This window comes from Streptomyces sp. NPDC006435, assembly GCF_040612315.1.
GTDB lineage: Bacteria > Actinomycetota > Actinomycetes > Streptomycetales > Streptomycetaceae > Streptomyces.
In genome coordinates this window covers 102,212-126,705 of record NZ_JBEXPY010000022.1, presented here as the reverse complement: position 1 = coordinate 126,705, position 24,494 = coordinate 102,212, and the positions used below count along the sequence as shown (strand labels likewise).

The 24,494-nt window shown below is 72.4% G+C and carries 24 protein-coding genes; 11 read left to right on the top strand and 13 right to left on the bottom strand.

The features are described from left to right. The first annotated feature begins 46 nt into the window (after positions 1 to 46). Positions 47 to 370 carry a WhiB family transcriptional regulator gene (locus ABZZ04_RS22205; RefSeq protein ID WP_356933907.1) on the top strand — a complete coding sequence of 108 codons (324 nt, stop codon included), beginning with the start codon at positions 47 to 49 and terminating at the stop codon, positions 368 to 370. 301 nt (positions 371 to 671) lie between these two features. Here ABZZ04_RS22205 and ABZZ04_RS22200 read toward each other — a convergent pair whose 3' ends face one another. Next, complete coding sequence (locus ABZZ04_RS22200; RefSeq protein ID WP_356933906.1) at positions 672 to 1,562, bottom strand: LysR family transcriptional regulator; 891 nt, start codon at positions 1,560 to 1,562, stop codon at positions 672 to 674. A 98-nt stretch (positions 1,563 to 1,660) separates the two neighbouring features. On the opposite strand from ABZZ04_RS22200, the gene ABZZ04_RS22195 reads away from it, so the two are divergent. Both ABZZ04_RS22195 and ABZZ04_RS22190 read left to right on the top strand, forming a co-directional pair. Beyond that, positions 1,661 to 2,356, top strand: coding sequence for an MOSC domain-containing protein (locus ABZZ04_RS22195; RefSeq protein WP_356933922.1), 696 nt, complete (start codon positions 1,661 to 1,663; stop codon positions 2,354 to 2,356). Positions 2,357 to 2,566: 210 nt separating this feature from the next. Continuing rightward, on the top strand, positions 2,567 to 3,340 hold the full coding sequence (locus ABZZ04_RS22190; RefSeq protein ID WP_356933905.1) for an SDR family oxidoreductase: 774 nt from the start codon (positions 2,567 to 2,569) through the stop codon (positions 3,338 to 3,340). A gap of 296 nt (positions 3,341 to 3,636) precedes the next feature. Here the strand turns inward: ABZZ04_RS22190 and ABZZ04_RS22185 are convergent, their stop codons facing one another. Next, positions 3,637 to 5,166, bottom strand: a complete 1,530-nt coding sequence (locus tag ABZZ04_RS22185) for a right-handed parallel beta-helix repeat-containing protein (RefSeq protein ID WP_356933904.1) — start codon at positions 5,164 to 5,166, stop codon at positions 3,637 to 3,639. Positions 5,167 to 5,369: 203 nt separating this feature from the next. Between ABZZ04_RS22185 and ABZZ04_RS22180 the strand changes: the two genes are divergently transcribed. The 6 genes from ABZZ04_RS22180 to ABZZ04_RS22155 all read left to right on the top strand — a co-directional run bounded on the left by ABZZ04_RS22180 (position 5,370) and on the right by ABZZ04_RS22155 (position 11,715). After that, positions 5,370 to 6,461: a substrate-binding domain-containing protein gene (locus ABZZ04_RS22180; RefSeq protein ID WP_356933903.1), complete on the top strand. Its 1,092-nt coding sequence runs from the start codon at positions 5,370 to 5,372 to the stop codon at positions 6,459 to 6,461. A gap of 260 nt (positions 6,462 to 6,721) precedes the next feature. Further along, complete coding sequence (locus ABZZ04_RS22175) at positions 6,722 to 8,047, top strand: sugar ABC transporter substrate-binding protein (RefSeq protein WP_356933902.1); 1,326 nt, start codon at positions 6,722 to 6,724, stop codon at positions 8,045 to 8,047. Further along, complete coding sequence (locus ABZZ04_RS22170) at positions 8,047 to 8,940, top strand: sugar ABC transporter permease (RefSeq protein ID WP_356933901.1); 894 nt, start codon at positions 8,047 to 8,049, stop codon at positions 8,938 to 8,940. The genes ABZZ04_RS22175 and ABZZ04_RS22170 overlap by 1 nt, the downstream gene beginning before the upstream one ends. Beyond that, positions 8,937 to 9,791, top strand: coding sequence for a carbohydrate ABC transporter permease (locus tag ABZZ04_RS22165; protein WP_356933900.1), 855 nt, complete (start codon positions 8,937 to 8,939; stop codon positions 9,789 to 9,791). The genes ABZZ04_RS22170 and ABZZ04_RS22165 overlap by 4 nt, the downstream gene beginning before the upstream one ends. Positions 9,792 to 9,826: 35 nt before the next feature. Next, the gene (locus ABZZ04_RS22160) at positions 9,827 to 10,855 is read left to right on the top strand and encodes a hydroxyacid dehydrogenase (protein WP_356933899.1); all 1,029 of its coding nucleotides are present in this window, start codon (positions 9,827 to 9,829) and stop codon (positions 10,853 to 10,855) included. Positions 10,856 to 11,001: 146 nt separating this feature from the next. Continuing rightward, positions 11,002 to 11,715 (top strand): ester cyclase, encoded by a 714-nt coding sequence (locus ABZZ04_RS22155; RefSeq protein WP_356933898.1) that lies wholly within the window; start codon positions 11,002 to 11,004, stop codon positions 11,713 to 11,715. A 150-nt stretch (positions 11,716 to 11,865) separates the two neighbouring features. Here the strand turns inward: ABZZ04_RS22155 and groL are convergent, their stop codons facing one another. The 3 genes from groL to ABZZ04_RS22140 form a co-directional block, all read right to left on the bottom strand. Beyond that, entirely contained in the window at positions 11,866 to 13,491 is a 1,626-nt protein-coding gene (gene groL / locus ABZZ04_RS22150) for a chaperonin GroEL (protein WP_356933897.1), read from the bottom strand. Between the two features lie 98 nt (positions 13,492 to 13,589). Further along, positions 13,590 to 13,898, bottom strand: a complete 309-nt coding sequence (gene groES, locus ABZZ04_RS22145; RefSeq protein WP_148838741.1) for a co-chaperone GroES — start codon at positions 13,896 to 13,898, stop codon at positions 13,590 to 13,592. A 339-nt stretch (positions 13,899 to 14,237) separates the two neighbouring features. Further along, on the bottom strand, positions 14,238 to 15,227 hold the full coding sequence (locus tag ABZZ04_RS22140) for a polysaccharide deacetylase family protein (RefSeq protein WP_356933896.1): 990 nt from the start codon (positions 15,225 to 15,227) through the stop codon (positions 14,238 to 14,240). A 118-nt stretch (positions 15,228 to 15,345) separates the two neighbouring features. Here ABZZ04_RS22140 and ABZZ04_RS22135 point away from each other — a divergent pair, with 118 nt between their 5' ends. Further along, entirely contained in the window at positions 15,346 to 16,656 is a 1,311-nt protein-coding gene (locus ABZZ04_RS22135; RefSeq protein ID WP_356933895.1) for a class I SAM-dependent methyltransferase, read from the top strand. 44 nt (positions 16,657 to 16,700) lie between these two features. Here the strand turns inward: ABZZ04_RS22135 and ABZZ04_RS22130 are convergent, their stop codons facing one another. The 4 genes from ABZZ04_RS22130 to ABZZ04_RS22115 form a co-directional block, all read right to left on the bottom strand. Then, the gene (locus ABZZ04_RS22130; protein WP_356933894.1) at positions 16,701 to 17,366 is read right to left on the bottom strand and encodes a hypothetical protein; all 666 of its coding nucleotides are present in this window, start codon (positions 17,364 to 17,366) and stop codon (positions 16,701 to 16,703) included. An 11-nt stretch (positions 17,367 to 17,377) separates the two neighbouring features. Then, positions 17,378 to 18,766, bottom strand: a complete 1,389-nt coding sequence (locus ABZZ04_RS22125) for a DUF6596 domain-containing protein (protein ID WP_356933893.1) — start codon at positions 18,764 to 18,766, stop codon at positions 17,378 to 17,380. A 100-nt stretch (positions 18,767 to 18,866) separates the two neighbouring features. Beyond that, the gene (locus tag ABZZ04_RS22120; RefSeq protein WP_356933892.1) at positions 18,867 to 19,235 is read right to left on the bottom strand and encodes a YciI family protein; all 369 of its coding nucleotides are present in this window, start codon (positions 19,233 to 19,235) and stop codon (positions 18,867 to 18,869) included. 40 nt (positions 19,236 to 19,275) lie between these two features. Then, the gene (locus tag ABZZ04_RS22115; protein WP_356933891.1) at positions 19,276 to 20,907 is read right to left on the bottom strand and encodes an MFS transporter; all 1,632 of its coding nucleotides are present in this window, start codon (positions 20,905 to 20,907) and stop codon (positions 19,276 to 19,278) included. A 77-nt stretch (positions 20,908 to 20,984) separates the two neighbouring features. On the opposite strand from ABZZ04_RS22115, the gene ABZZ04_RS22110 reads away from it, so the two are divergent. Then, the gene (locus ABZZ04_RS22110) at positions 20,985 to 21,863 is read left to right on the top strand and encodes a TetR family transcriptional regulator (RefSeq protein ID WP_356933890.1); all 879 of its coding nucleotides are present in this window, start codon (positions 20,985 to 20,987) and stop codon (positions 21,861 to 21,863) included. A 40-nt stretch (positions 21,864 to 21,903) separates the two neighbouring features. On the opposite strand, the gene ABZZ04_RS22105 is transcribed toward ABZZ04_RS22110, so the two are convergent. The 4 genes from ABZZ04_RS22105 to tsaB are packed head-to-tail and all read right to left on the bottom strand — an operon-like array spanning position 21,904 to position 24,453. Then, entirely contained in the window at positions 21,904 to 22,164 is a 261-nt protein-coding gene (locus ABZZ04_RS22105; protein WP_356933921.1) for a hypothetical protein, read from the bottom strand. A gap of 20 nt (positions 22,165 to 22,184) precedes the next feature. Then, positions 22,185 to 23,291: a tRNA (adenosine(37)-N6)-threonylcarbamoyltransferase complex transferase subunit TsaD gene (gene tsaD, locus ABZZ04_RS22100; protein WP_356933889.1), complete on the bottom strand. Its 1,107-nt coding sequence runs from the start codon at positions 23,289 to 23,291 to the stop codon at positions 22,185 to 22,187. Further along, positions 23,291 to 23,776 carry a ribosomal protein S18-alanine N-acetyltransferase gene (rimI, locus tag ABZZ04_RS22095; RefSeq protein WP_356933920.1) on the bottom strand — a complete coding sequence of 162 codons (486 nt, stop codon included), beginning with the start codon at positions 23,774 to 23,776 and terminating at the stop codon, positions 23,291 to 23,293. Before rimI ends, tsaD begins: the two co-directional genes overlap by 1 nt. Positions 23,777 to 23,805: 29 nt before the next feature. Further along, positions 23,806 to 24,453 carry a tRNA (adenosine(37)-N6)-threonylcarbamoyltransferase complex dimerization subunit type 1 TsaB gene (gene tsaB / locus ABZZ04_RS22090; protein ID WP_356933888.1) on the bottom strand — a complete coding sequence of 216 codons (648 nt, stop codon included), beginning with the start codon at positions 24,451 to 24,453 and terminating at the stop codon, positions 23,806 to 23,808. Positions 24,454 to 24,494: the final 41 nt, after the last annotated feature.

The window sequence follows — 24,494 nt, the reverse complement described above, 5'->3', positions numbered from 1 at the left end:
GACGACTCGACGTTTCCGACTCAGCACGGTTTCGAGGGGACAAGCAATGGCAGATTTCTCCCGCCTTCCCGGACCCAACGCCGATCTGTGGGACTGGCAGCTGCTGGCGGCCTGCCGCGGGGTCGACAGCTCGCTGTTCTTCCACCCGGAGGGTGAACGCGGGGCCGCCCGGAGCGCCCGCGAGAACTCGGCGAAAGAGGTCTGCATGCGTTGCCCGGTACGCGCCGAGTGCGCGGCGCACGCCCTGGCCGTACGAGAGCCCTACGGAGTGTGGGGCGGCCTGACCGAGGACGAGCGCGAGGAGCTCATGGGACGGGCCCGCAGCCGGCTGATCGCGGCGGGCGTGCCGTCCTCCTCGGGGCACGGCTGATCCCGCCACACCCCGCACGCCAAGCGGAGAAACGTTTCCGCATTTCAACCGACCGCTCGGTGCCCGCCGACCACCGCCCCGGACGGCTGCCGGTCCAGGACGCCCGCCGCCGCCCCCGGACGGCCATCGCTCCGGACAGCCGTCATTCCCGGACACCAGACGGCTCCGAACACACGCCGGCCCCGGACACCCGGCGCTCCCGGACACCCGCCCGCTCCGGACGCCCGGCGGCCCCGGACGCCTGTCGGCCTTGAAAACCTGCTCGCCGCGGCCTCCGGCGGTCCGGGACCTCCCGGGACGCTCAGCGGGCGGCCGCCAGGGAGAGCCGGTCCAGCGTGGCCGCCACCGCCGGGACCTGTGCGAGGTCGGGCAGGGTCAGCGCGACGATCTCGCGCTCGACGGCCGGTTCCACCGTCACGGTCCGCACCCCCTTGGGGCGCACCGACTCGATCGCCAGCTCCGGCAGCACGGCCACGCCGAGCCCGGCGCCGACCAGGCCGGCCACCGCCGGGTAGTCATCGGTGGCGAAGTCGATGCGGGGCGTGAAGCCCGACTCCTCGCACACCTCGACCAGCTGTCGACGGCAGCGCGGGCAGCCCGCGATCCACGACTCGTCGGCCAGCTCGGCGATGCCCACCGCGCCCGCACCGGCCAGCCGGTGCCCCTCGGGGACCAGCCCGATCAGCCGGTCGGTGAGCAGCGGGCGCACGACCAGGTCCTCCCACTCCGCGCCGCAGGTGCCGTACCGGAACGCCAGGGCGATGTCGCAGTCGCCCTCGCGCAGCATCTCGACCGAGCGCGGCGGCTCGGCCTCGACCAGGGAGACCCGGGTGCCCGGATGGGCCGCGCGCAGTGCCGCCAGGGCGCCGGGGACCAGGGTGGAGCTGCCGCTGGGGAACGAGACGAGCCGGACCCGGCCGGCCCGCAGCCCGGCGATGGCGGCGACCTCCTCCTCCGCCGCGGTGAGCCCGGCGAGGATGCCGGAGGCGTGCCGGACCAGCGCCTCACCCGCCTGGGTGAGGCGCATCTCGCGTCCGGTGCGGATCAGCAGGGTGGTGCCCACGGACGCCTCCAGGGCCTTCATCTGCTGGCTGACCGCGGGCTGGGTGCAGCCCAGTTCGCGGGCGGCGGCGGAGAACGAACCGGTGGTGGACACGGCGCGCAGGACTCGGAGGTGTCGGGCTTCGATCACCCATGAAAGATAAGCGAATCTTGGAGCACGGGCGAATTATTGCCATGCATCTTTTAGGTGCGGTGGTTAGCGTTCTCCGTATGACGTCCATGGAACCGATGACGCTGCTGAGCGTGAACGCGGGACGGCCGGAGGCCGTCGACCACACCGACTCCCCCAGTGGCACGACCGGCATCGACAAGCGGCCCGTCGACGGCCCCGTACGGGTCACCGACCCCGGCCCCAAAGGGGTCGGCGGCAGCGGCGTGGCCGGGGACGCGGTGTGCGACCTGCGCCATCACGGCGGCTCCGACCAGGCCGTGTACGCCTTCGCCCGCGAGGAGCTCGACGCGTGGGAGCGGGAGCTCGGCCGCCCGCTGGCCAACGGCACGTTCGGCGAGAACCTGACGACCCGCGGCGTGGACGTGAGCGGCGCCAGGATCGGCGAACGCTGGCGGATCGGCCCCGATCTGGTGCTTGAGGTGACGTCGGGCCGGATTCCCTGCCGGACGTTCGCCGGTCACCTCGGTGAGCAGCGCTGGGTCAGGCGGTTCACCGCGGCGGCGGCCCCGGGCGCCTATCTGCGGGTGATCGAGCCGGGCGAGATCCGGGCCGGCGACCCGATCGAGATCGTGCACCGGCCGGACCACGACGTCACCGTGAAGCTGGAGTTCCTGGCCATGACGACCCGCCGGGACCTGCTGCCGGAACTGCTCGCGGCCGGGGACGCGCTGCATCCCGAGTCGCTGCGCGCCGCGCGGGCCCGCGTGGAGAAGTACGGCGACCGGCCCCCGACGTCCACGAGCGCCGACTGATCCCGGCGCTCCGCGCGTGCGTCCCGGACGCCGGGACGGTCCGGGAGCCGGCGCCCCGCGCGTGCGCGCCCGGCTCCGTACACGCCCGGCTCCGTGCGCATACCTCCGACTCGGCCGGTGTGCCCGTGATTCCGTGACATGTGCCCTGCCACGGTGAGGGGTGGCGGGCGGGTCGGGCCCGGGCGTGCGCGGGGCACTAACGTGCCGCGTATGACGACTGCACTGATTACGGGCGCGACCGCGGGGATCGGCGCCGCCTTCGCGCGGCGGCTCGCGGCCGACGGGCACAACCTGGTGCTGGTGGCGCGCGACACCGAGCGACTGCGCGAGCAGGCGACCGAACTGCACGACCGGCACGGCATCGAGGCCGAGGTGCTGCGGGCCGACCTGTCCGAGGACGAGGGGATCGCCGCGGTCGAGGAACGGTTGACGGACCGTCGCCACCCGATCGACCTGCTGGTCAACAACGCCGGGTTCGGCAACAAGGGCCAGTACCTGGACGTGCCCATGGCCGACGAGCTGAGGATGCTGAAGGTGCACTGCGAGGCGGTGCTGCGGCTGACCTCGGCGGCGGCGACCGCGATGCGGGAGCGCGGGCGGGGCGGGGTCGTCAACGTGGCCTCGGTGGCGGCGTTCGTGCCGCGCGGGACGTACGGCGCGTCCAAGGCGTGGGTCGTGCAGTTCACCCAGGGCGCGGCGAAGGATCTGGCCGGTTCGGGCGTGCGGCTGATGGCGCTGTGCCCGGGGTTCGTGCGGACGGAGTTCCACCAGCGGGCCGGGATGGGGACCGGCAACATCCCGGGCTGGATGTGGCTCGACGCGGACAAGCTGGTGGCGGCGGCCCTGGCCGACCTGGCGCGCGGCCGGTCCCTCTCGATCCCGGACCCGCGGTACAAGGCGCTGATGGGGGTCGTGAAGCTGACGCCGCGCGGCCTGCTCGGAGGCGTCACCTCCAAGACGGGCCGCAAGTACGGTCCGCAGTGAGCGTCCGGTCACCGGCCGGGCGGATAACGGACGGCTGCTTACCGGGCTGCTGTTCAGCGGGCCGGCGGCGGCCCCGTGAGTCTTCACCCACCGGGCCGCCGCCGCACAGCGAACGCTCACTCACCGGACGGCGGCACAGTGAGTGTTCACCCACCAGGCAGCCGGGCGGCGAGTGTTCACCCACCGGACTGCCGGACAGTGAGCATTCACCCACCGGCCTGCCGCTCCGTGAGCATTCGCCCACCGAGCAGTCGCGCAGTGAACGTTCACCCACCGGGCCGCCGTCCTTCAGGCCGTCACTCCACGCCGGGGCCCGCGTAGGCGCCGATGTTGGGGGCGCCGGGCTTCAGCTCGTTGCCGAAGTAGTCCTTGCCGCCGTTGTTCTCGATGACGGCTCCGGCGGCGAGGGCGGGCGAGCCCGCACCGAGCCGGAAGTCGTCCAGGAGCTTCGGGTCGGCCGTGATCCCGCCGGGGTCGGGACGGGTCATGTCGATGCCGTAGAAGGCGTTGTGGTCGAAGGAGAGCCCGGGGGTCGGGTTCTTGAAGGCGTAGCCTCCGGTGCCCTCGCTCACGAAGACGTTGTTGCGGATGGACAGTTCGTGCTGGGTGGTGGCGGGGCTGCCGGCGTCGTCCTGGACCAGGTAGCCGGGGATCTGCTCCTTGTTGTGGAAGGTGTTGTTGTAGATCTCGGTGCCCAGGATCGGACCCCAGCAGTTCTGGACGAGGCGGGCGCCGTCGTTGCGGCTGACGTTGTAACGGGCGATTGTGCCGATGGTCTTGGCGCCGCTGTACGGGCAGATCAGCAGGAAGCCGCCCTTGTTGTCGTGGCTGTAGTTGTACTGGAAGACGGTGTTCTGCGAGGCGCCGTCGGCGTCGAAGGACATCCCGTCGTGGGTGTTGCCGCCGCCCGAGACCTCGTTGTACTCGACGGTCGTGTCGTCTGTGTTGAAGGTCCAGATGCCCGCGTTGGCGGAGGGCGAGCGGAGCTGGAAGCCGTCCACCCGGTTGTGGTCGACGCGGGCGCCGCTGGTGGTGTCGAGCTTCATGCCGTCGCCGGCCAGGGACTTCAGCGTGTTGTGGTGGATGCGGACCCGGGTGCTGGGCGTCCACTCGCCCGGGTAGACGTTCGGGTCCTGCTGCTGGCCGACCAGATCGCGCTTGGAGAAGGTCGACTTGAAGTAGATGCCCTCGCGGTCGACGTCCTCGATGCGGTTGTGCGCGATGTTCAGGCCGTCGTACCAGCTGGCCTTCGCCTTGCCCTCGACCGCGATGTGGATCGCGCTGGAGCCGGAGATCGTCTTGTGGTCGCCGCCGCGCACGTCGTGGATGTAGAGGCCGGAGATGTCGAAGCCGCGGGCGACACCGTAGTCGGTGAGGCGCAGGCGGACGCCGTTGCGCTCGCTGCCGGGGTCGGCGGCGTTGACGATCTCCAGGGCCTTGAGGTGCACGTACTGCATGTCGGCGAGCAGGACGACGTCGTGGGCGCCCGCCCCGTCGAGCTTGGCCCGCGCCGGGCCCCCGCCGTAGTCGGCGATGGTGAACGGCGCGCGGGCGGAACCGGTGCCCTTGGGGGCGAGGGTGCCGGTGCAGGTGGTGCCGCGCTTGAAGAGCAGCCGGTCGCCGGGCCCGTAGGTCTGCGCGTTGGCCTCGGCGAGCGAGGTCCAGGGGTGCTGCTTGCTGCCGGTGGCGCCCGCCGGGTCGGCGGCGCAGTCGACGTGGAAGGTACGGCCGGTGGGCGCCGCCTGCGCGGCGGTCTGACCCGCGACGGTCAGGCCGCCGGCGACCGTAAGCGCCGCGAGCGCCGTTGCGGTGACGCGATGTCTCACAATTCCTCCGTACAAACAGTCGGGTTCGGGACGGGACGAGTCCGCACCGCCGGAATCCTGGACTCGGATTGATCGAACGTCAATGGATCGCGTTTGAATGATCGAAACTCCCATCGTTCGATCACGTTGGTCTAGGGTCGGACCACGGCCCCGGCACCGGCCGGACCAGGGGCCGGGCCACACACTGCGAGGGGACTGCTGCCGTGCGCGAAAGTGCTGCTGAACGTCATGACCGCCTGCTCGGGCTGGTACGGGAACGGGGTTCGGCCCGGGTCTCGGACCTGGCCTCGCAGCTGGGGGTCTCGCCCGTCACCGCCCGCCGGGACGTGGAGGAACTGGCAGGCCGCGGCCTGCTCGACCGGGTGCACGGATCGGTGTCCTGGCCGCGGGACGCCGAGCCCGCCTCCGCCGCAGGACCGGGCGGCGCGGGCGGCGGCGGCCCGGTCATCGGCATGCTCGCGCCCTCGTCCACCTACTACTTCGCCGAGGTCATCCGCGGCGCCCACGAGGCCGCCGCCAGGGCCGGGGCCCGGCTCGTGCTGCGGATCTCCGACTACCGGCCGCAGGAGGACCACGCCCGCACCGAGGGCCTGCTCTCGGCGGGCGCCGAGGGTTTGCTGGTCGCGCCCGGCTGGCAGCATCCGGGCGACCCCGCCGCGTTCGGCGACTGGATCGCCTCGCTGCCCGTGCCGACCGTCCTGCTGGAGCGCCGCCCCGCGCCCGGTTCCCCGCTGGACGGCCTGGACCGGGTCTGCTCGGACCACGCGCACGGCGTCCTGCTCGCGGTGCGCCACCTGGTGGGACTCGGGCACGGGGCGCCGCTGCTGATGGCCCGCGCCGACTCCCCGACCGCCGTCGCGGTGCGGTCCGGGTACGAGGAGGCCCTCGCCGTGCTCGGGCTGCGCGCGCCGCAGGACGTGATCGACTCCGTGCCGGCCGAACTCGCCCCGGAGGCGTTCGAGGAGGCCGTGCGGGCGCTGCGCGAGGCGGTGCACTCGGGAGTGGCCACGGCGGCGCTGATCCACAACGACGTGGACGCGATCCAGGTGGTGCAGCGCCTGGCCGAGCTGGGCGTGCGGGTGCCGGAGGACCTGGCGCTGATCGCCTACGACGACGAGGTGGCGGCGCTCGCGGACACCCCGCTCACGGCGGTGGCGCCGCCCAAGCGCGAGGTCGGCCGCCATGCGACGGAACTGCTGGTCGAGCGGCTGGGTCAGGGCTCGGGCGCGCCCCGGCGGCATCTGACCCTGCTGCCGCAGCTGCGCGTCCGGGATTCCTGCGGGGCGCCCCTGTAGCCGCCGGTGCCCCCGCCCGGGCATGTGTCCGGGCGGGGACACCGGCGTGGCGCCGGACGCCGCGGGCAGGCGCCGGGGCAGGCTTCACGACGGGCCCGCCCACGTCCCGCGCACCCGTTCCGCAGCGTGTCCCACTCGCCTCCGTACGTAACTTATCTGATCTTTTTTCGATCAATCGCTCTTTCGCTCTTGACTTCGGTCACGGCTGGTCCAAGGATCACGGCCAACGCCAATGTCGTCGCCTGTTCAGGAGTCTCGCTGTGAGCCGCAGTTCGAGCAGAACGTCCATCGCCGTCGTCGGCGCCGTCACCGCACTCGCCGTTCTCACGGCCTGTGGCGGCAGCGGCGACGACTCCTCCGCCGGGAGCGACGGCAAGCCCGTCAGCATCACCTTCTGGGGCTGGGCCAAGGGCTCCAAGGAGGTCGTCGACGCGTTCAACGCCTCCCACAAGAACATCAAGGTGGTGTACGAGGAGATCCCGTCCGGCAACGCGGGCGGCTACGCCAAGATCTCCAACGCGGTGAAGGCGGGCAACGCCCCCGACCTGGTCTCCATCGAGTACCCGCAGCTCCCGGAGTACGTCAGCCAGGGCGCCCTCCAGGACATCGGCGAGTACTTCACCGAGGACATCAGGAAGAAGCTGCTGCCGCAGGCGGTCGAGCTGACGACCCTCGGCGGGAAGAACTGGGCCGTCCCGTTCGACGCCTCGCCGCAGTCCTTCTACTACCGCAAGGACCTGTTCGAGAAGTACGGCGTCGAGGTCCCCAAGACCTGGGACGAGTTCCGCAAGGCCGCGGAGAAGATCAAGAAGGCCGACAAGAAGGCCCGCATCGGCACCTTCTTCCCCGACGACCCGACCACGTTCCAGGCGATGGCCTGGCAGGCCGGCGCCCAGTGGTACAAGCCCGAGGGCGACACCTGGAAGGTCAGCACCGCCGACGCGGCCACCAACAAGGTCGCCGACTACTGGCAGGGTCTGCTCGACGACGACCTGATCCGCGCCAACGCCTCCTTCAGCCCCGAGTGGACCAACTCCCTCAAGAACGGCGGCACCGTCGGCTACCTCGGCGCCGCCTGGGGCGCGGGCGTCCTCAAGGGCACGCTGCCCGAGCAGAGCGGCAAGTGGGCCGTCGCCCCGATGCCCAGCTGGGACGGCAAGCCGGCCAGCGGCATGCTCGGCGGCTCCACCTTCGCGGTGACCAGGACCAGTGAGAAGGCGAAGGCCGCGGTCGAGTTCGCCACCTGGATGTCGACCACCGAGGAAGGCATCAAGGCCCGCATCGAGTCCGGCACGTCGAGCGCCTTCCCGGCCGCGGCGTCGTTGCGCCCGGCGGCCAAGGACGCCTTCGACGCCGGTTACTACGGCGGCCAGGACATCTACCAGGTCTTCGAGGGCGCCGCGGCGTCGATCGGCCAGAACTGGAACTGGGGCCCGACCACCGGCACCACGAACACCACCATGAAGGACCAGTTCGGCAAGGTCGCCAGCGGTGGCACCACCATCAAGGACGCCGTGAAGGCCGGGCACGACGCCACGGTCGCCGAGCTCAAGAAGCGCGGTCTGAAGGTCGAGGACGCAGGCTGATGAAGCGCGCCCGGACAACCAGAGCCGCCGCCATCCTGCTGGGGCCCTTCTTCGTACTGTTCACCGTGGCCATGGTGCTGCCGATCGGTTACGCGGTCTGGCTCAGCCTGTTCACCGAGAAGCAGTCCGGCCTGGGCTTCGGCGGCACCGAGACCGTCTTCAGCGGACTCGACAACTACACGGCGGCCCTGGGTGACCGGGCGTTCCGCGAGGGCTTCGGCGTACTCCTCGGATACTGCCTGTTCTACATTCCGCTGCTGCTCGTCGGCGCCCTCGCACTCGCCCTGCTGCTGGACTCCGCGCTGGCCCGCGCCCGCCGGTTCTTCCAGCTCGCGCTCTTCCTGCCGCACGCCGTGCCCGGCATCATCGCCGCGCTGATCTGGGTGTACCTCTACACGCCGCAGCTCAGCCCGGTGGTCAGCGCCATGGAGTCCGGCGGGATCGGCTTCGACTTCTTCTCGCCCGGGGGCGCACTCCCCTCCGTCGTGAACATCGCCCTGTGGGAGTGGCTCGGCTACAACATGGTGATCTTCTACGCCGCGCTGCAGGCCATCGACCGCTCCGTGCTCGAAGCGGCCACGGTCGACGGGGCCGGCGCCTGGCGCACCGCGCTGAGCATCAAGGTCCCGCTGATCCGCGCCTCCGTCGTGATGGTCGCGCTGTTCACGGTCATCGGTTCGCTCCAGCTGTTCACCGAACCGCTGATCCTCAACAAGGGGACCGGCTCCGCCGTCACCTCCACCTGGACGCCGAACATGTACGCGTACACCGCGGCCTTCGAGCGCAACGACTACGGTCTCGCCGCGGCCGCCTCCATCCTGCTGGCGCTCACGGCCGCGCTGCTGTCCTTCGTCGTCACCCGCTTCACCGGCCGGAAGGGCAAGAAAGCATGAACTCCCCCGCTTCCCGCAGCCGGTGGATGTCGAAGACCGCCGTCAACGGTTTCCTCCTGCTCGCCGTCGTCTACATGCTCTTCCCCCTCGTCTGGCTGGTCACCGCCGCCACCAAGGACACCGGTGACCTGCTCGCGGGCAACGCCTTCTCCTTCCAGGGCTTCAACCTCGGCGAGAACCTGTCGAACCTGGCCTCCTACGGCGACGGCATCTACTTCCGCTGGTACCTCAACAGCCTGCTGTACGCGGGCGTCGGCGCCCTCGTCTGCTCGCTGATCTGCGTCGCCGCGGGGTACGCCTTCGACAAGTACGAGTTCCGGGGCAAGGAGAAGCTGTTCGGCCTCGTGCTGATGGGCGTGCTCGTGCCCACCACGGCGCTGGCCCTGCCGATGTACCTCCTGGCCTCCAAGACCGGCCTGGTCAACACCTACTGGTCCGTGCTGATCCCGGTGCTGGTCAACCCGTTCGGCGTGTACCTCGCCCGGGTGTTCAGCACCGGCTACATCCCGAACGAGGCGCTGGAGGCCGCCCGTATCGACGGGGCCGGCGAGCTGCGGGTCTTCTGGTCCATCGGGCTGCGCATGGTCATGCCCGGCTTCGTGACCGTCTTCCTCTTCCAGTTCACCGCGATCTGGAACAACTTCTTCCTCCCCCTCGTGATGCTCTCGGACCGCAAGCTCTTCCCGCTGAGCCTCGGTCTGTACTCCTGGAACACCAACACCCACGGCGAGCCGAGCTTCTACCCGCTCGTCGTCACCGGTTCCCTCCTCGCCGTCATCCCCCTGATCGTCGCCTTCGTCTCGTTGCAGCGGCACTGGAAGGCCGGACTGACCGCCGGCAGCGTCAAGTGACCCCCACCGCGAGCCCGAGGAGTACGAGTCCCACCATGCCCCACACCACCGACAACCGGCCCGCGGCCCTGCTCGCGATGGGCCCCGGCATAGCCGACCGCCTCCTCGCCGACCGCCACCGCGCCCGGCTGGCCGCGCTCACCCGCACCGACCCGCGCCTCGTCGCCCACGACCTGGCCGGGCCGACGCCCGAGGTGGCCGCCGCGCTCGCCGAGGCCGAGGTGCTGTTCACCTGCTGGGGCGCCACACCGCTCACCGCCGAGGTGCTGGCGGCCGCGCCACGGCTGCGGGCCGTGGTGCACGCGGCGGGCTCCGTGAAGCACCACATCACCGACGCCTGCTGGGAACGCGGGATCGCCGTCACCTCGGCGGCCGGGGCCAACGCCCTGCCCGTCGCCGAGTTCACCCTCGCCGCGATCCTGTTCGCGGGCAAGCGGGTGCTGCACTCCGCGGACCGCTACCGCCGGCTGCGCGCCGACCACGACTGGCTCGCGGAGCTCGACGGGGCCGGCAACTACCGCCGCACCGTCGGCATCGTCGGCGCCTCCCGGATAGGCCGGCGGGTGATCGAGCTGCTGCGCCCCTTCGACCTGGACGTGCTGCTGTACGACCCGTACGTGGACGGCCCGGAGGCGGAGCGGCTCGGGGTGCGGCTCACCTCGCTCGACGAGCTGTGCGCGAGCAGTTCCGTCGTGTCCGTGCACGCGCCCCAGCTCCCGGAGACGCACCACCTGATCGGCGCGGCGCAGCTGTCGGCGATGGCGACCGGGACGACGCTGATCAACACGGCGCGGGGCTCGCTGATCGACGAGGCGGCGCTGCTGTCCGAGCTGACGGCCGGGCGGCTGCAGGCGGTGCTGGACGTGACCGACCCCGAACTCCCGCCCGCCGACTCGCCGTTGTACACCCTGCCGAACGTGCTGCTCACCCCGCACGTGGCGGGTTCGCTGGGCGACGAGCTGCACCGGATGGCCGACCAGGCGCTGGACGAGCTGGAGCGGTTCGCGGCCGGTCTGCCCTTCGCGGACCCCGTGCACTCCGGGAGCCTGAGCCACTCCGCCTGAGCCGCTCCGCCCGGGCCCCGGGCCGCCCGGTCCGGGTCTTCGGACCGCTCGATCCGGGGTTCCGGCCCCCTCGTCCCGGGCCGTCGGAATGCCCGTTTCTCACTAAACTGGAGGCATCCCACCAGTACGTGAGACCGGGAGCCGTCATGAGATTCGTACAAATGATCGACTGCAAGACGGAGCGGTACGCGGACATGGACCGGCTCATGGACCAGTGGGCCGAGCGGACCAGGGGCACCCGGACCGCCACCCACAGCCTCGTCGGCAAGGACCGCTCCGACGGGTCCCACTACGTCGAGCTCGTCGAGTTCCCGTCGTACGAGGCCGCGATGGCGAATTCGGGGCTGCCGGAGACCGAGCGGATCTTCCGGGAGATGGTGGCGCTCTGCGACGGGATGCCCACCTTCACCGACCTCGACGTGGTCCGCGACGAACAGCTGAACCAGACGCAGTCCCGCCGCTTCTTCCACGAGATCGCCGTCGGGGGCAACCTCGACGCCATCGACGAGGTGTTCGCGGCCGACTACACCGACCACGACATCGCGAAGGACGCGGATTCCGTGGTCGGTTCCGACCGGCTGCGCGAGGACGTCGCCCGGTGGCGCGCCGCCTTCGACTTCACCTTCGACCTGGACCGGCAGATCTGCGAGGGCGACGACGTCGTGACGCTGTGGACCTGGACCGGCACCCACAAGGGCGAGTTCATGGGCATCGCCCCCACGGGCAGACAGTGCGTCATGTCCGGCACCACGATCTTCCGGTTCGAGGACGGGAGGATCAAGGAGGGCTGGTGGCACGAGGACCTCATGGGCCTGATGCGCTGGCTCGGCGCGTCCGGCCGGGGCACGGCACCCGCCTGACCGCCGTACGCCGGGAGCCCCGTCGAGCGCCGGGAACCCGTCGTACGCCGCCGAAGGCCCTGTCACACGCCGAAAAGGCCCCTTCCCCCACCGTCGAACGGTGGGGGAAGGGGCCTTCCGTCGGCTGCGCGAGCCGGGAGCGACCGTGCGTCAGTGCGCGTGGCCGTGACCGCCGTGGGCGGCCTCGGCCTCTTCCTCGGCCGGCTTCTCGACGACCAGGGTCTCGGTCGTGAGCAGCAGCGACGCGATGGACGCGGCGTTCTCCAGCGCGGAGCGGGTGACCTTGACCGGGTCGATGACGCCGGCCTTCACCAGGTCGCCGTACTCGCCGGTGGCGGCGTTGAAGCCCTGGCCCTTGTCGAGCTCGGAGACCTTCGAGGTGATGACGTAGCCCTCGAGGCCGGCGTTCTCGGCGATCCAGCGCAGCGGCTCGACCGCGGCGCGGCGCACGACCGCGACACCGGTGGCCTCGTCGCCGGTCTTGCCGAGGTTGTCCTCCAGGACCTTGACGGCGTGGACGATGGCGGAGCCACCACCGGAGACGATGCCCTCCTCGACCGCGGCGCGGGTCGCGGAGATGGCGTCCTCCAGACGGTGCTTCTTCTCCTTGAGCTCCACCTCGGTGGCGGCACCGACGCGGATCACGCACACGCCGCCGGCCAGCTTCGCGAGGCGCTCCTGGAGCTTCTCGCGGTCCCAGTCGGAGTCCGTGGCCTCGATCTCGGCCTTGATCTGGTTGACCCGGCCCTTGACGTCGCCGGGCTCGCCGCCGCCGTCCACGATCGTGGTGTCGTCCTTGGAGACGGTGACGCGGCGGGCGGTGCCCAGCACGTCCAGACCGGCCTGGTCGAGCTTGAGGCCGACCTCCTCGGCGATGACGGTCGCACCGGTGAGGGTGGCGATGTCGCCGAGCATGGCCTTGCGGCGGTCACCGAAGCCCGGGGCCTTCACCGCGACGGCGTTGAAGGTGCCACGGATCTTGTTGACGACCAGGGTCGACAGGGCCTCGCCCTCGACGTCCTCGGCGATGATCAGCAGCGGCTTGGAGCCACCGGCCTGGATGACCTTCTCCAGCAGCGGGAGCAGCTCCTGGATGGAACCGATCTTGCCCTGGTGGATCAGGATGTACGGGTCGTCGAGGACGGCCTCCATGCGCTCCTGGTCGGTCACCATGTAGGGGGACAGGTAGCCCTTGTCGAAGGCCATGCCCTCGGTGAAGTCGAGGTCCAGACCGAAGGTGTTGGACTCCTCGACGGTGATGACGCCGTCCTTGCCGACCTTGTCCATCGCGTCCGCGATGAGCTCGCCGACCTGCGGGTCCTGCGCGGAGAGCGCGGCCACGGCGGCGATGTCGGTCTTGTCGTCGATCGGGCGGGCGGTCGCGAGGAGCTCCTCGGACACGGCCTTGACCGCGGCGTCGATGCCCTTCTTCAGGGCGGCCGGGGAGGCACCGGCGGCGACGTTGCGCAGACCCTCGCGGACGAGCGCCTGGGCGAGCACGGTGGCGGTGGTCGTGCCGTCACCCGCGACGTCGTTGGTCTTGGTGGCGACCTCCTTCACCAGCTGGGCACCGAGGTTCTCGTACGGGTCGTCGAGCTCGACCTCGCGCGCGATGGTGACACCGTCGTTGGTGATGGTGGGGGCACCGAACTTCTTGTCGATGACGACGTTGCGGCCCTTGGGGCCGATCGTCACCTTGACCGTGTCGGCAAGCTTGTTGACGCCGCGCTCAAGGGCGCGACGGGCGTCCTCGTCGAACTTCAGGATCTTCGCCATGGGAGCTGAGCTTTCCTCTCGAACGAACTGCGCCCCCGACCGCCCGGCTGGTTATTCGCGGGGGCCAGGGGCGCAGAACAGAAGCAAACGTGGGTGAATTACTTCTCGACGATCGCGAGCACGTCGCGAGCCGAGAGGACGAGGTACTCCTCGCCGCTGTACTTCACCTCGGTGCCGCCGTACTTGCTGTACAGCACGACGTCGCCGGTCTTGACGTCGAGCGGAAGGCGCTCGCCGTTCTCGAAGCGGCCCGGACCCACGGCCAGGACGACGCCCTCCTGGGGCTTCTCCTTGGCGGTGTCCGGAATGACCAGGCCGGAGGCCGTGGTCTGCTCGGCGTCGAGCGGCTGGACCACAATCCGGTCCTCGAGCGGCTTGATCGCAACCTTGGAGCTGGCGGTCGACACGATCCGGTCTCCCCCTTCGGAGATCTCACGGGGTAACAGTCTTGGGGTGGCGATCAGGTGGATCCGTCGTCGCGGGTGCCGGACCTGCCAGTCGCGCAGTGGTGCTGGCACTCTCCAGTGGTGAGTGCCAGCACCGAGACTATGACCGGGATTAGCACTCGGTCAAGCGGAGTGCCAATTCAAGCGGTCGTGGTGTCGCACCCCGCCGCTCCGGGCCCCCTTCGCGCCGGTACGGACGCCGAGGGGACAACGCGCGGACGGACCGCGCCGTTCCGCGCACCCGGCACCGGTCGGGGCGCACCGGCCGCCGGCGGTCCGACCCGCGCCCGGTGCGCCCTCTCATACGTAGTCCTCCAGCCGGGCCACGGCGTACCCCTTGTCCGTGACGACCTTCATGACCGCCCGGACCAGGTCGGTCATGCTGCCGCCCCACTCGGACCGGCCCCGGAAGTGGGTGAGGACGATGTCGCCGGGGTGCAGGTCCTGGTCCTCCTCGCGCCACTCCATGTGGTCCGGGAACGCCTCCGCGTTCCACAGCGGGACGGCCTTGATGCCGCAGGACTTCGCGACGCGCAGGGTGTCCCCGTTGTAGTTGCCGTACGGCGGACGGAAGAGGACCGGCTGCTTCCCGTACTGCTCCCTGATGATCTCCTGCTGGCCGCAGATCTCGCGCTCCTGCTCGGCGTACGAGAGGCCGGGCAGGTAGGGGTGGTTGAGCGTGTGGTTGTTGAGGGCGGTGCCCCGCCGCCGCGCCTCGCCGAAGTACCCGTAGTTGTCGCTCACCTCGTAGTCGCTGAGGAACGCGCTGTACGGGATGTCCAGCTCGTCCATCATCCGGAGCAGCTCGGGGTCCTTCTCGGCGCCGTCGTCGATCGTCAGGAAGACGATCCGCTCCTCGGTCGGGACGGTGGTGAAGACGGGCGGCAGCGAGTCGTCGCCGCCCTCCACCTCGAACCCCTCACGGGTGGTGATGCGGGGCTTCACCGCGGGCGGTTCCGGGGCGATCAGCGGCGGCTTGTCCAGGCCCCACTTCTCGGCGAGGGCGGCCCGGACGGCCGGGGCCAGCTTCGCGTTCTCCCGGCCGGCCTCCGGTGCGTCGGCCCGGCTCCCGGGTCCGCCGGGGCGGGCGGGCGCCGCCGCGGGGGCACCGGGGTTCCCGGCCGCGGGGCGGTCGCCGTGCCCGGTGCCGCCCGTCCGCTCCCCCTCGCCCGAGGCGCAGCCGGAGCCGACCGCCGCGACCAGGAGCGCGGCCAGGACCGCACAGACGGGCCGGTGCCCGACGGAGCCCCGACCGCGTCCGGCTCCGGGCGCGCCCGACCCATGGTGCATTGTGGTGTTTTTTTCCTTTTGTCGTACAAGTTGCATGGCGCCGCATACTGCCAGCACTCGATCGGCCGCCCGGTCCGACACCGCCGCCGGGCCCGGCGGTCTACCCGGCTGGCTCACAATGGGGCGGGTGAACGCTCTCGCCCCGAACGGCCCGCACGACCCGGACCGGCCGAACGACCCCGCCCGGACCGGCTCCCCCGGCCCGTCCGCCCCCCACGCCCCTTCGAACGGGGAGGACCCCGTCGCCGCCTTCCTGGCCCTGCGCGCCCCCGAGGGCGCGGAGCTGCTGGCCGGGCTGCGGTCGTACGACCCCGCGCAGGAACTCGCCACCGCCACCCGGCTGCGCCGCAGCCACCCGGCCCACCTGGTCTCGGCGGCGCTGGGGCAGGCGCGGCTGCGGCAGCGGGCGGTGGCGAAGTTCGGCGCCGAGGACGCGTACCGGATGTTCTTCACGCCCAACGGCGTCGAGCAGGCGACCCGTACGTCGGTGGCCGCCCGGCGCGCGCAGCGGTTCGCGGAGGCCGGGGTGCGGAGCGTCGCCGACCTGTGCTGCGGGATCGGCGGCGACGCGATCGCGCTCGCCCGGGCGGGCATCTCCGTGCTCGCCGTGGACCGCGACCCGCTGACCGCGGAGGTCGCCCGAGCCAACGCCGCCGCCCTCGGGCTGGACGGGCTGATCGAGGTGCGGTGCGCCGATGTCACCGACGTCGACACCTCGCCGTACGACGCGGTGTTCGTGGACCCGGCCCGACGCGGCGGGCGGGGCCGGATCTTCGACCCCGAGGCGTACTCGCCGCCGCTGTCCTGGGCGGTCGGCGCCGCGCTCGGGGCGCCCCGGGCCGCGCTGAAGATCGCACCCGGCATCCCGCACGAGGCGATCCCGGAGCGGGCGGAGGCCGAGTGGATCTCGGACGGCGGGGACGTGAAGGAGGCGGTGCTCTGGTTCGGCGAGGGCTTCGCGGCCGGTTCGTACCGGGCCACGGTCCTCCCGGACGGCGCCTCGCTGTGGTCGGCGGGCCCGCCGCCCGCACCGCCGGTCGGCCCGGTGGGCCGCTACCTGTACGAGCCGGACGGCGCCGTCATCCGCGCCGGTCTGGTCGCCGACGTCGTGGCGCGGTGCCGCGGCCGGCTGATCGACGGGACCATCGCGTACGTCACGGGCGACGAGCCGTACACGTCCCCGTACACCTCCGGATACGAGATCACCGACCGGATGCCCTTCAACATGAAGAAGCTGAAGGCGCTGCTGCGGGAGCGGGAGGTCGGCGTGCTGACCGTCAAGAAGCGCGGCTCCGCGGTCGAACCGGAGGAGTTGCGCCGCAGGATGAAGCTGCACGGCCCGAACTCCGCGACGGTCTTCCTGACCCGGGTGGCCGGGGCGCCGACGATGCTGATCGGCCACCCGATGGGCGGCCAGGACCGGCCCTGACGGCCCGACCGGCCCGGCCCGGCGGTCGTCGGGGCGGGCCCCGGTCAGCGGTGGGCGCCGCCCCCGGTGGAGAGCACCCGCTCCGGGGCGGGCGCCCCGGTCAGCACCCGCAGCACCCACCTGCGGTGCGCGAACGCCTTGACCAGGCCGATCAGTCCGACCAGCCAGCAGGTCATGCCGACCCCCATGACCAGGACGATCTCGCCGTAACCCACCCTGCCCGCAGGGGGGTTCGCCGGGATGACGAAGCACATGTACAGGCCCACCGCGCACAACGCGAAGGACGTCAGCAGCCAGGCGAGGGAGGCGCCCGGCATCCGCAGCGCCGCGTCGCGCTCCGGATCGCGGTCCAACCCGCCCCAGGCGTACAGCAGTTCGCGGATCCTCCGGTCGCGGCGCAGTCCGACGACGACCAGGATGACGGCGGGCACCACGCAGCAGACGCCCATGGCGAGCAGGATCACGCCGACCCCGGCGCTGATGATGTCGTACGTCTCCTTGAAGGTGATGAGCCCCGAGCCCACCAGCGCCCAGCCGAGCGTGCAGAGCGCTCCCCAGAGCCACAGCATCCCCAGCCGCCCCGGTGAGACATGGGCCTTCACCAACGCGCCGAGCACCACGGCCCGGTCGTCGAGCAGGGACTCCCGGTCGGCCCAGGAACGTATCTCCACGGGGGGCGGCGGTGGCGGCAGCTGGGCGCGAGGGGACATGGGACCAGACCCTATCGAGCGGGCCGCTCCGCCTCCGTCCCGCCCGGGGCGTCCGCGTCGGCCGGGGTTCGCGCACCCGTCCCGCCCGGGGCGTCCGTGCCCGTACCGGCCGGGGCGTCCGCGTCGGCCGGGGTTCGCGCCCCCGTGCCGGCCGGGTGCGCGGCGCGTTCCAGGAGCATGGCCCGTTCCCGTTCGTTGCGGGCCAGTCCGGCCGCCCGCGCGAACTCCGCCCGCGCCTCGTCCGTGCGCCCGGTCCTGGCCAGCAGGTCGCCGCGCACGCTGGGCAGCAGGTGGTAGCCCTTGAGCGCCGGGTCGTCGGCCAGTGCGTCGACCAGGGCGAGGCCGGCCTCCGGGCCGCGGGCCATCGAGACGGCCACGGCCCGGTTCAGCTCGACGACCGGGGAGGGCCCGATCGCGGCGAGGCGGTCGTAGAGGGCCGCGATGGTGGTCCAGTCCGTGTCCCGGTACGCCGGTGCGCGGGCGTGGCAGGCGGCGATCGCGGCCTGCACCGTGTACGGGCCGGGCCCGGCACCCTCGCCGGTCGCGGCCACGGCCCGTTCCAGGGCCGCCACGCCGCGCCGGATCAGCAGGCGGTCCCAGCGGGCCCGGTTCTGGTCGGCGAGGAGCACCGGCGAACCGTCCGGCCCGGTCCTGGCCGCGGTGCGCGACGCCTGGAGCTCCAGCAGCGCGGCCAGTCCGTGGACCTCGGGCTCGTGCGCCATCAGGCCCGCGAGCACCCGGGCCAGCCGCAGCGCGTCCTCGCACAGCCCGGGGCGCAGCCAGTCGTCGCCCGCGGTGGCCGCGTAACCCTCGTTGAAGATCAGGTAGATGACCTCCAGCACGGAGCCGAGGCGGGCGGCCCGCTCGGGTCCCTCCGGCACCTCGAAGGGGACGCCCGCCCGGCCCAGGGTCCGTTTGGCCCGGACGACGCGCTGGGCGACGGTCGGTTCGGGGACCAGGAAGGCACGGGCGATCTCCTCGGTGGTGAGGCCGCCGAGCAGCCGCAGGGTGAGGGCGATCCGGGCCTCGGTGGAGAGCACCGGGTGGCAGGCGGTGAAGATCAGCCGGAGCAGGTCGTCGTCGATGCCGTCCGGATCCGGGGGCTCGGGCGGCGGGACGTCCTCCAGGACCCGCCCCACCTCGGCGAGCTTGCGCGCGTACGTCTCCCTGCGGCGCACGAGGTCGATCGCACGGTGCCGCGCGGTGGCCATGAGCCAGGCTCCCGGCCGGTCCGGGACGCCCGACTCCGGCCACTGCTCCAGCGCGGCCACCAGGGCGTCCTGCGCGAGTTCCTCCGCCACGCCGACGTCCCGCACGATGCGGGCGACCCCCGCGATGATCCGCGCGGACTCGATCCTGAAGACCGTCTCGACCGCCGCCCGCGTGCTCGTTCCCGTCACGGTCACCCATCAGAGCAGCCGTGCCGGGGAGCGGCAAGCCGCGACGGACGGCACCGGACGGAGGTCGTCCGGAGACCGCCCGAAGGGCCCTCCGGCGGGCTCAGACCTGCGGGGTGGCCTCGTCGATCCGGCGCACCTCGGAGGTGACGGTCCAGTTCTCCGGGTGGGCCCGCAGGAACCGCTCGGTCCACTCCAGGGCCTCGGCCTTGTCCTTGGTCTGGAGGATGGCGTAGCCGCCGACGACCTCCTTGGTCTCGGTGAAGGGCCCGTCGGTGCAGCTGATCCTCCCGCCGGACCAGGTGACGCGGGTGCCCTCGGAGGTCGGGGCGAGGCCGGCCGTCTCCAGCATCACGCCGGCCCCGGTGATCTCCTCGAACAGGGCGCCCATGCGCTTCTCGAAATCGGGGTCCGGCGCCTCGGCGGGGAGGTTCTGCTCGTCGATGCGGATCAGGGTCATGAAGCGGGGCATGGTGACTCCTCGGTCGGAGGGCGGGGGCTTTCCCCGCCTCTCACCCTTGCGTCGAACGGGAGCCGGCCGGATCGACAGCTCCCGGAAAATTCTTCCGGGAATTTTCGGGGCGGGCCACCGGGGCGGTCGCGGGGCCCTGATCCGCCCCGGTCGCGGGGCCCGGGTCCGGGGCGGTCTCCGGGTCGGCGGCCTTCGCGGCGGTCTCCTGGCCGACGGCATCCGCGACGGCCTCCGGGGCCGGGTCGGCGGTCTCCACGGCCGGCCGCCCGCGCCCCGGGAGCAGTACCAGGGCCACCAGCGCGGCGAGCACGAGCAGTCCGGCGCAGACCCAGAAGGCGGCCGAGTAGCCCGCCGCCAGATCGGCGGGCCGTCCGCCGTCGCCGGTGACCCGGGCGGCGACGGTGACCAGGACCGCGAGCCCCAGCGAACCCCCGACCTGGCGGGCGCTGTTGAGCAGCCCGGAGGCCATCCCGGCCTCCTCCGGCGCGACGTCGGTGGTGGCCGCGGTGCCGAGCGGCACGAAGCACATCCCGACGCCGACGCTGCACACCAGGGACGGGCCGAGGATCGAGTACAGGAAACCGCCGTCCGCCCGCGCCGTCACCGCGAACCCGGCGAGGCCGAGCGCGGCCAGGAGGCCGCCGAGCGCCAGCAGCCGCCCGGTGCCGAGCACCGCGACCGCCCGGGTGGCGACGAGGGAGCCCGCGACGACGCCCGCCGAGAAGGGCAGGAAGGCCACTCCGGCGGCGGTCGGCCCGTAGTCGAGCACCTGCTGCATGTAGAGCGAGGCGAAGTAGAACGCGGCGAACTGCCCCGAGCTGAGCAGCAGGCAGAAGAGGTTCGCGGCCAGGACCGGCCGCCCCTTCAGCAGGCCGGGGCGCAGCAGCGGGGTGCGGGTCCGCAGTTCGACGGCGGCGAAGGCGGCCAGCAGGAGCACGGCGGCACCGAGCGTGCCCAGCGTCCCGGCCGACCCCCAGGACACGGTCGAGGTGCGTACGAGCCCGAGCACCAGCAGCGTCGTGCCCGCGGTGGCCAGCAGCGCCCCCGCCACATCGAGCCGGGCGCCGGTCCGGGGCCGGTCGCGCTCCAGCCCGGCGCGCGCCGAGCCCACCAGCACGAACGCCACGATCGGTACGTTCACCAGCATCACCGCGCGCCAGCCCGCCACGTCGGTGAGCACCCCGCCCGCGAGCACGCCGACCGCCCCGCCCGCCGCGCCCGCCATGCCCCACAGCCCCAGGGCGCGCGAACGGGCGGGCCCGGCCGGGAAGGCGATGGCGATCAGGGCGAAGGCGACCGGGGCGAGCGCCGCCGCACCGACGCCCTGCACCGCCCGCGCGGCCACCAGCCCGGCCGGCGACCAGGCCACTCCCCCGGCCAGGCTCGCCGCACCGAACAGCGCCAGGCCCGCCGTCAGCACCCGGCGGCTGCCGAGCAGGTCGGCGAGGCGTCCGCCGAGCATCAGCAGCCCGCCGAACGCCAGGGCGTAGGCGTTCACCACCCACAGCAGGCCCTGGGGCGTGAAGCCGAGGTCCTGGCGCATGTCCGGCAGCGCCACGTTCACCACGGACATGTCCAACGCCACCAGGAACTGCACGGTGAGCGCCGCCACCAACAGCCAACGCGTGTGCCGTGACTGGTCGTTCACGACTTCCCCTTCCCTCGCGGTCATCCGGTCGAGCCATTACTATACGCGTATAGAAATTGATCGCGAGCGGGCGCCGAGGGGGAACGGGGGACAATGCCCGGGTGCCAGGGACAGAGAAGGAACCGGGATCGGCGGAAAACCCGGAGGAGCCGGTAACGGCGGAGGAACCGGGAACACCGGAAGCGGCGGGAACGGCGAAGGGGCCGAAGGATCCCGGAGCCGCGAAGGAACCGGGAACGGCGAAGGAACCGGGGACGGCGGAGGAACCGGGGAAGCCGGGGCCGGCGAAGAAGCGGGCGGCGGCCAGGCGCCCGGCGGGGCGGCCGCGCAGGCTCGACCCGGACGCGATGGTCGCCATCACGCGCCGCATCATCGAGGAAGAGGGCGTGAACGCCCTGAGCATGCGGCGGGTGGCGAAGGAGCTCGGCTCCACCCCGATGGCGCTCTACCACTACGTGCGGGACAAGGACGAGCTGCTGATGCTCACCCTGTCGGGCACCGCGGCCGCCTTCCCCCGCCCCGAGCTGCCCGAGGACCCGCGCGAGCGGCTGGTCGCGGTGGCGGCGCACATGCACGGCATCCTGGCGCGGCTGCCGTGGGTGCTGGACGTCCTGGCCCTGGGCGGGCTGACCGACAGGAACGCGCTGTGGATGGTCGAGGAGATCGTCGACTCGGCGATCGCCTGCGGCCTCTCCCCCGCCCGCGCGGTGCGCGCGTACGGGACGATCTGGAACTACGTCTACGGCGACCTGACCTTCCGCCGGGCGGCCGACCGGCGCGCGGAGAACCCGCCGAGCAGGCGCTACTTCCCCGAGATGGTCACCGAGGAGGACGCGGCCGAGCTGCCCCGGCTCGTCGAGATCAGGGACCGGTGGCGCGAGTACGTCGCCGACTACGAGGTGGCGGAGGAGCTCGACGCGATCGTCGAGGGGCTGCTCGCCCGGGGCACCGGACCCGGCCGGAACGCCCCGTCCGCCTGAGCGGCCCCGGGGCTCGAAAACCCCGCCCGGCCGGGGCGGCTCAGCCGGCGGACTCGACGGCCTCCAGGGACTCGAACCGCCAGCGGTGCACCGGGCGGGTGATCAACTCCGCGTCCGGCTCCGGGAGTTCGGGCAGCTCGTCGCCGTACTCGCCCGCCCACCAGGTGATGACCAGGACCCGGTCCTGCGGGGCGCGCAGCAGTTCGCGGCGGAGCGGCTCGCGGGCCAGCTCGCCCGCGCGGGCCCGCGCCCACTCCAGCAGTTCGGGGCCCCGGCCGGCGGTGGCGCGGGCCTCCCACATCAGGGCGACGGTCGTACGGTTCACGAGTAGAGGTTGTCCTTGCTGATCTCGTGCACGTGGTCGTGGTCATGGGTGTGCGCGTGGGCGCCCGGCACATGGGCGTCGGTGACCGGCAGCGAGGAGTCCGCGGACAGCTCCAGGTCCGAGGCCGGCCGGTTCCGGGCCACCATCTCCGCGCCCAGCGCCGCGACCATCGCACCGTTGTCCGTGCACAGCCCCGGCCGCGGCACCCGCAGCCGGATGCCGGCCCGCTCGCACCGTTCCTCGGCCAGCGCCCGCAGCCGCGAGTTGGCCGCGACGCCGCCGCCGATCATCAGGTGGTCGACACCCTCGTCCTTGCAGGCGCGCACGGCCTTCCGGGTGAGGACGTCCACCACGGCCTCCTGGAAGGACGCCGCCACGTCCCGTACCGGCACCTCCTCGCCCGCCGCGCGCTTGGCCTCGATCCAGCGGGCCACGGAGGTCTTCAGGCCCGAGAAGGAGAAGTCGTAGGCGGGGTCGCGCGAACCGGTCAGCCCGCGCGGGAACGCGATCGCCGCCGGGTCGCCCTCCTTCGCCAGCCGGTCGATGACCGGGCCGCCGGGGAAGCCCAGGTTCAGCACCCGGGCGATCTTGTCGAACGCCTCGCCCGCCGCGTCGTCGATGGTCGCGCCCAGCGGCCGCACGTCCGCGGTGATGTCCGGCGCGAGCAGCAGCGAGGAGTGGCCGCCGCTGACCAGCAGCGCCATCGTCGGCTCGGGCAGCGGACCGTGCTCCAGCTGGTCCACGCAGATGTGCGAGGCGAGGTGGTTCACCCCGTAGAGCGGCTTGTTCAGCGCGTACGCGTACGCCTTCGCCGCCGACACGCCGACGAGCAGCGCGCCCGCGAGTCCGGGGCCCGCGGTGACGGAGATGCCGTCGAGGTCGCGGGCGCTCACCCCGGCCTCCTTCAGGGCGCGCTCGATGGTCGGGACCATCGCCTCCAGGTGCGCGCGGGAGGCGATCTCCGGGACGACGCCGCCGAAGCGGGCATGCGTGTCCACGCTGGACGCGACGGCGTCGGCCAGCAGTGTCGTGCCCCGGACGATGCCGACGCCGGTCTCGTCGCAGGAGGTCTCGATGCCGAGTACGAGCGGTTCGTCAGCCATCAGTCAGTCTCTGTTCCCTGTGCGTGCTCTTGCACGTGCTCTTGTACGTGGTGGCGCATGACGAGCGCGTCGACGTTGCCCGGCTGGTAGTAGCCGCGGCGGAAGCCGATCGGTTCGAAGCCGAAGCGTTCGTACAGCTTCTGCGCCCGGGTGTTGTCGACGCGGACCTCCAGGAGCACCTCGACGCACTCGAAGGCGGTGGCGTGCCTCAGCAGGTCGGTGAGGAGTTCCGCGCCGAGGCCGCCGCCCCAGTGATCGCGGGTGACCCCGATCGTCTGCACGTCGGCGAGGTCGCCGGCCGCGGCGAGTCCCGCGTACCCGACGATCCGGCCGGTGGCGCGGTCCTCGGCGACGACGTAGCGGCGGGTGGCCCGCGGGCCCCGGGAGTGCGCCAGCTCCGACCAGAACATCCCGGCCGACCAGGCGTCGTCCGGGAACAGCTCCTGTTCGAGCTCCAGCACCGGGTCGATGTCCCACCAGCGCATCTCGCGCAGCACGGCGGCGGTCGTGGTCGTCACTGCGGGGTGACCACCTTGTAGTTCTTCGGGACCTGGGCGTCGGGCCTGCGCAGGTAGAGCGGGCTCGGCGGCAGCAGTTCGGCACCCTCGGCGAGGCGCTCGGCGGCGAGCGCGGCAAGTGCTCCGGCGCTGACGTGCTCCGGTCCCCGGGCGTCCGGGAACGCCTCCGGGTAGAGCACCGCGCCCGCGCCGACGACGGGGAGCCCCGCCAGTTGCTCGGCGATGTCGGCCGGCCGGTCCACGGCGGGCCCGGCGACCCGGGTGCGGGAGTCCTCGTACCGCGCCCAGTAGACCTCCTTGCGGCGGGCGTCCGTCGCGACGGCGAACGGGCCCTCCAGTCCGGCCCGGCCCGCGGCGTACGCGAGGCCGTCCAGGGTGCACAGCCCGTGCACGGGGACGGAGAGGGCGGAGCCGAAGGTCGCGGCCGTGACCAGGCCGACCCGCAGCCCGGTGTAGGGGCCGGGGCCGACGCCCACGACCACGTCCGTCACGGCGTCGAGTTTCAGGCCGGCCTCGGCCAGGACCCGGTCGACGGCGGGCAGCAGCAGCTCCCCGTGCCTTCGGGCGTCGACCTGACCGGACTCGGCGACGACGGAGGTCCCGTCGTGCAGGGCGACGGTGACGGCGGGGGTTGCGGTATCCACGGCGAGCAAGAGCACGCAAACAGCCTACGGCTCCGCCGACC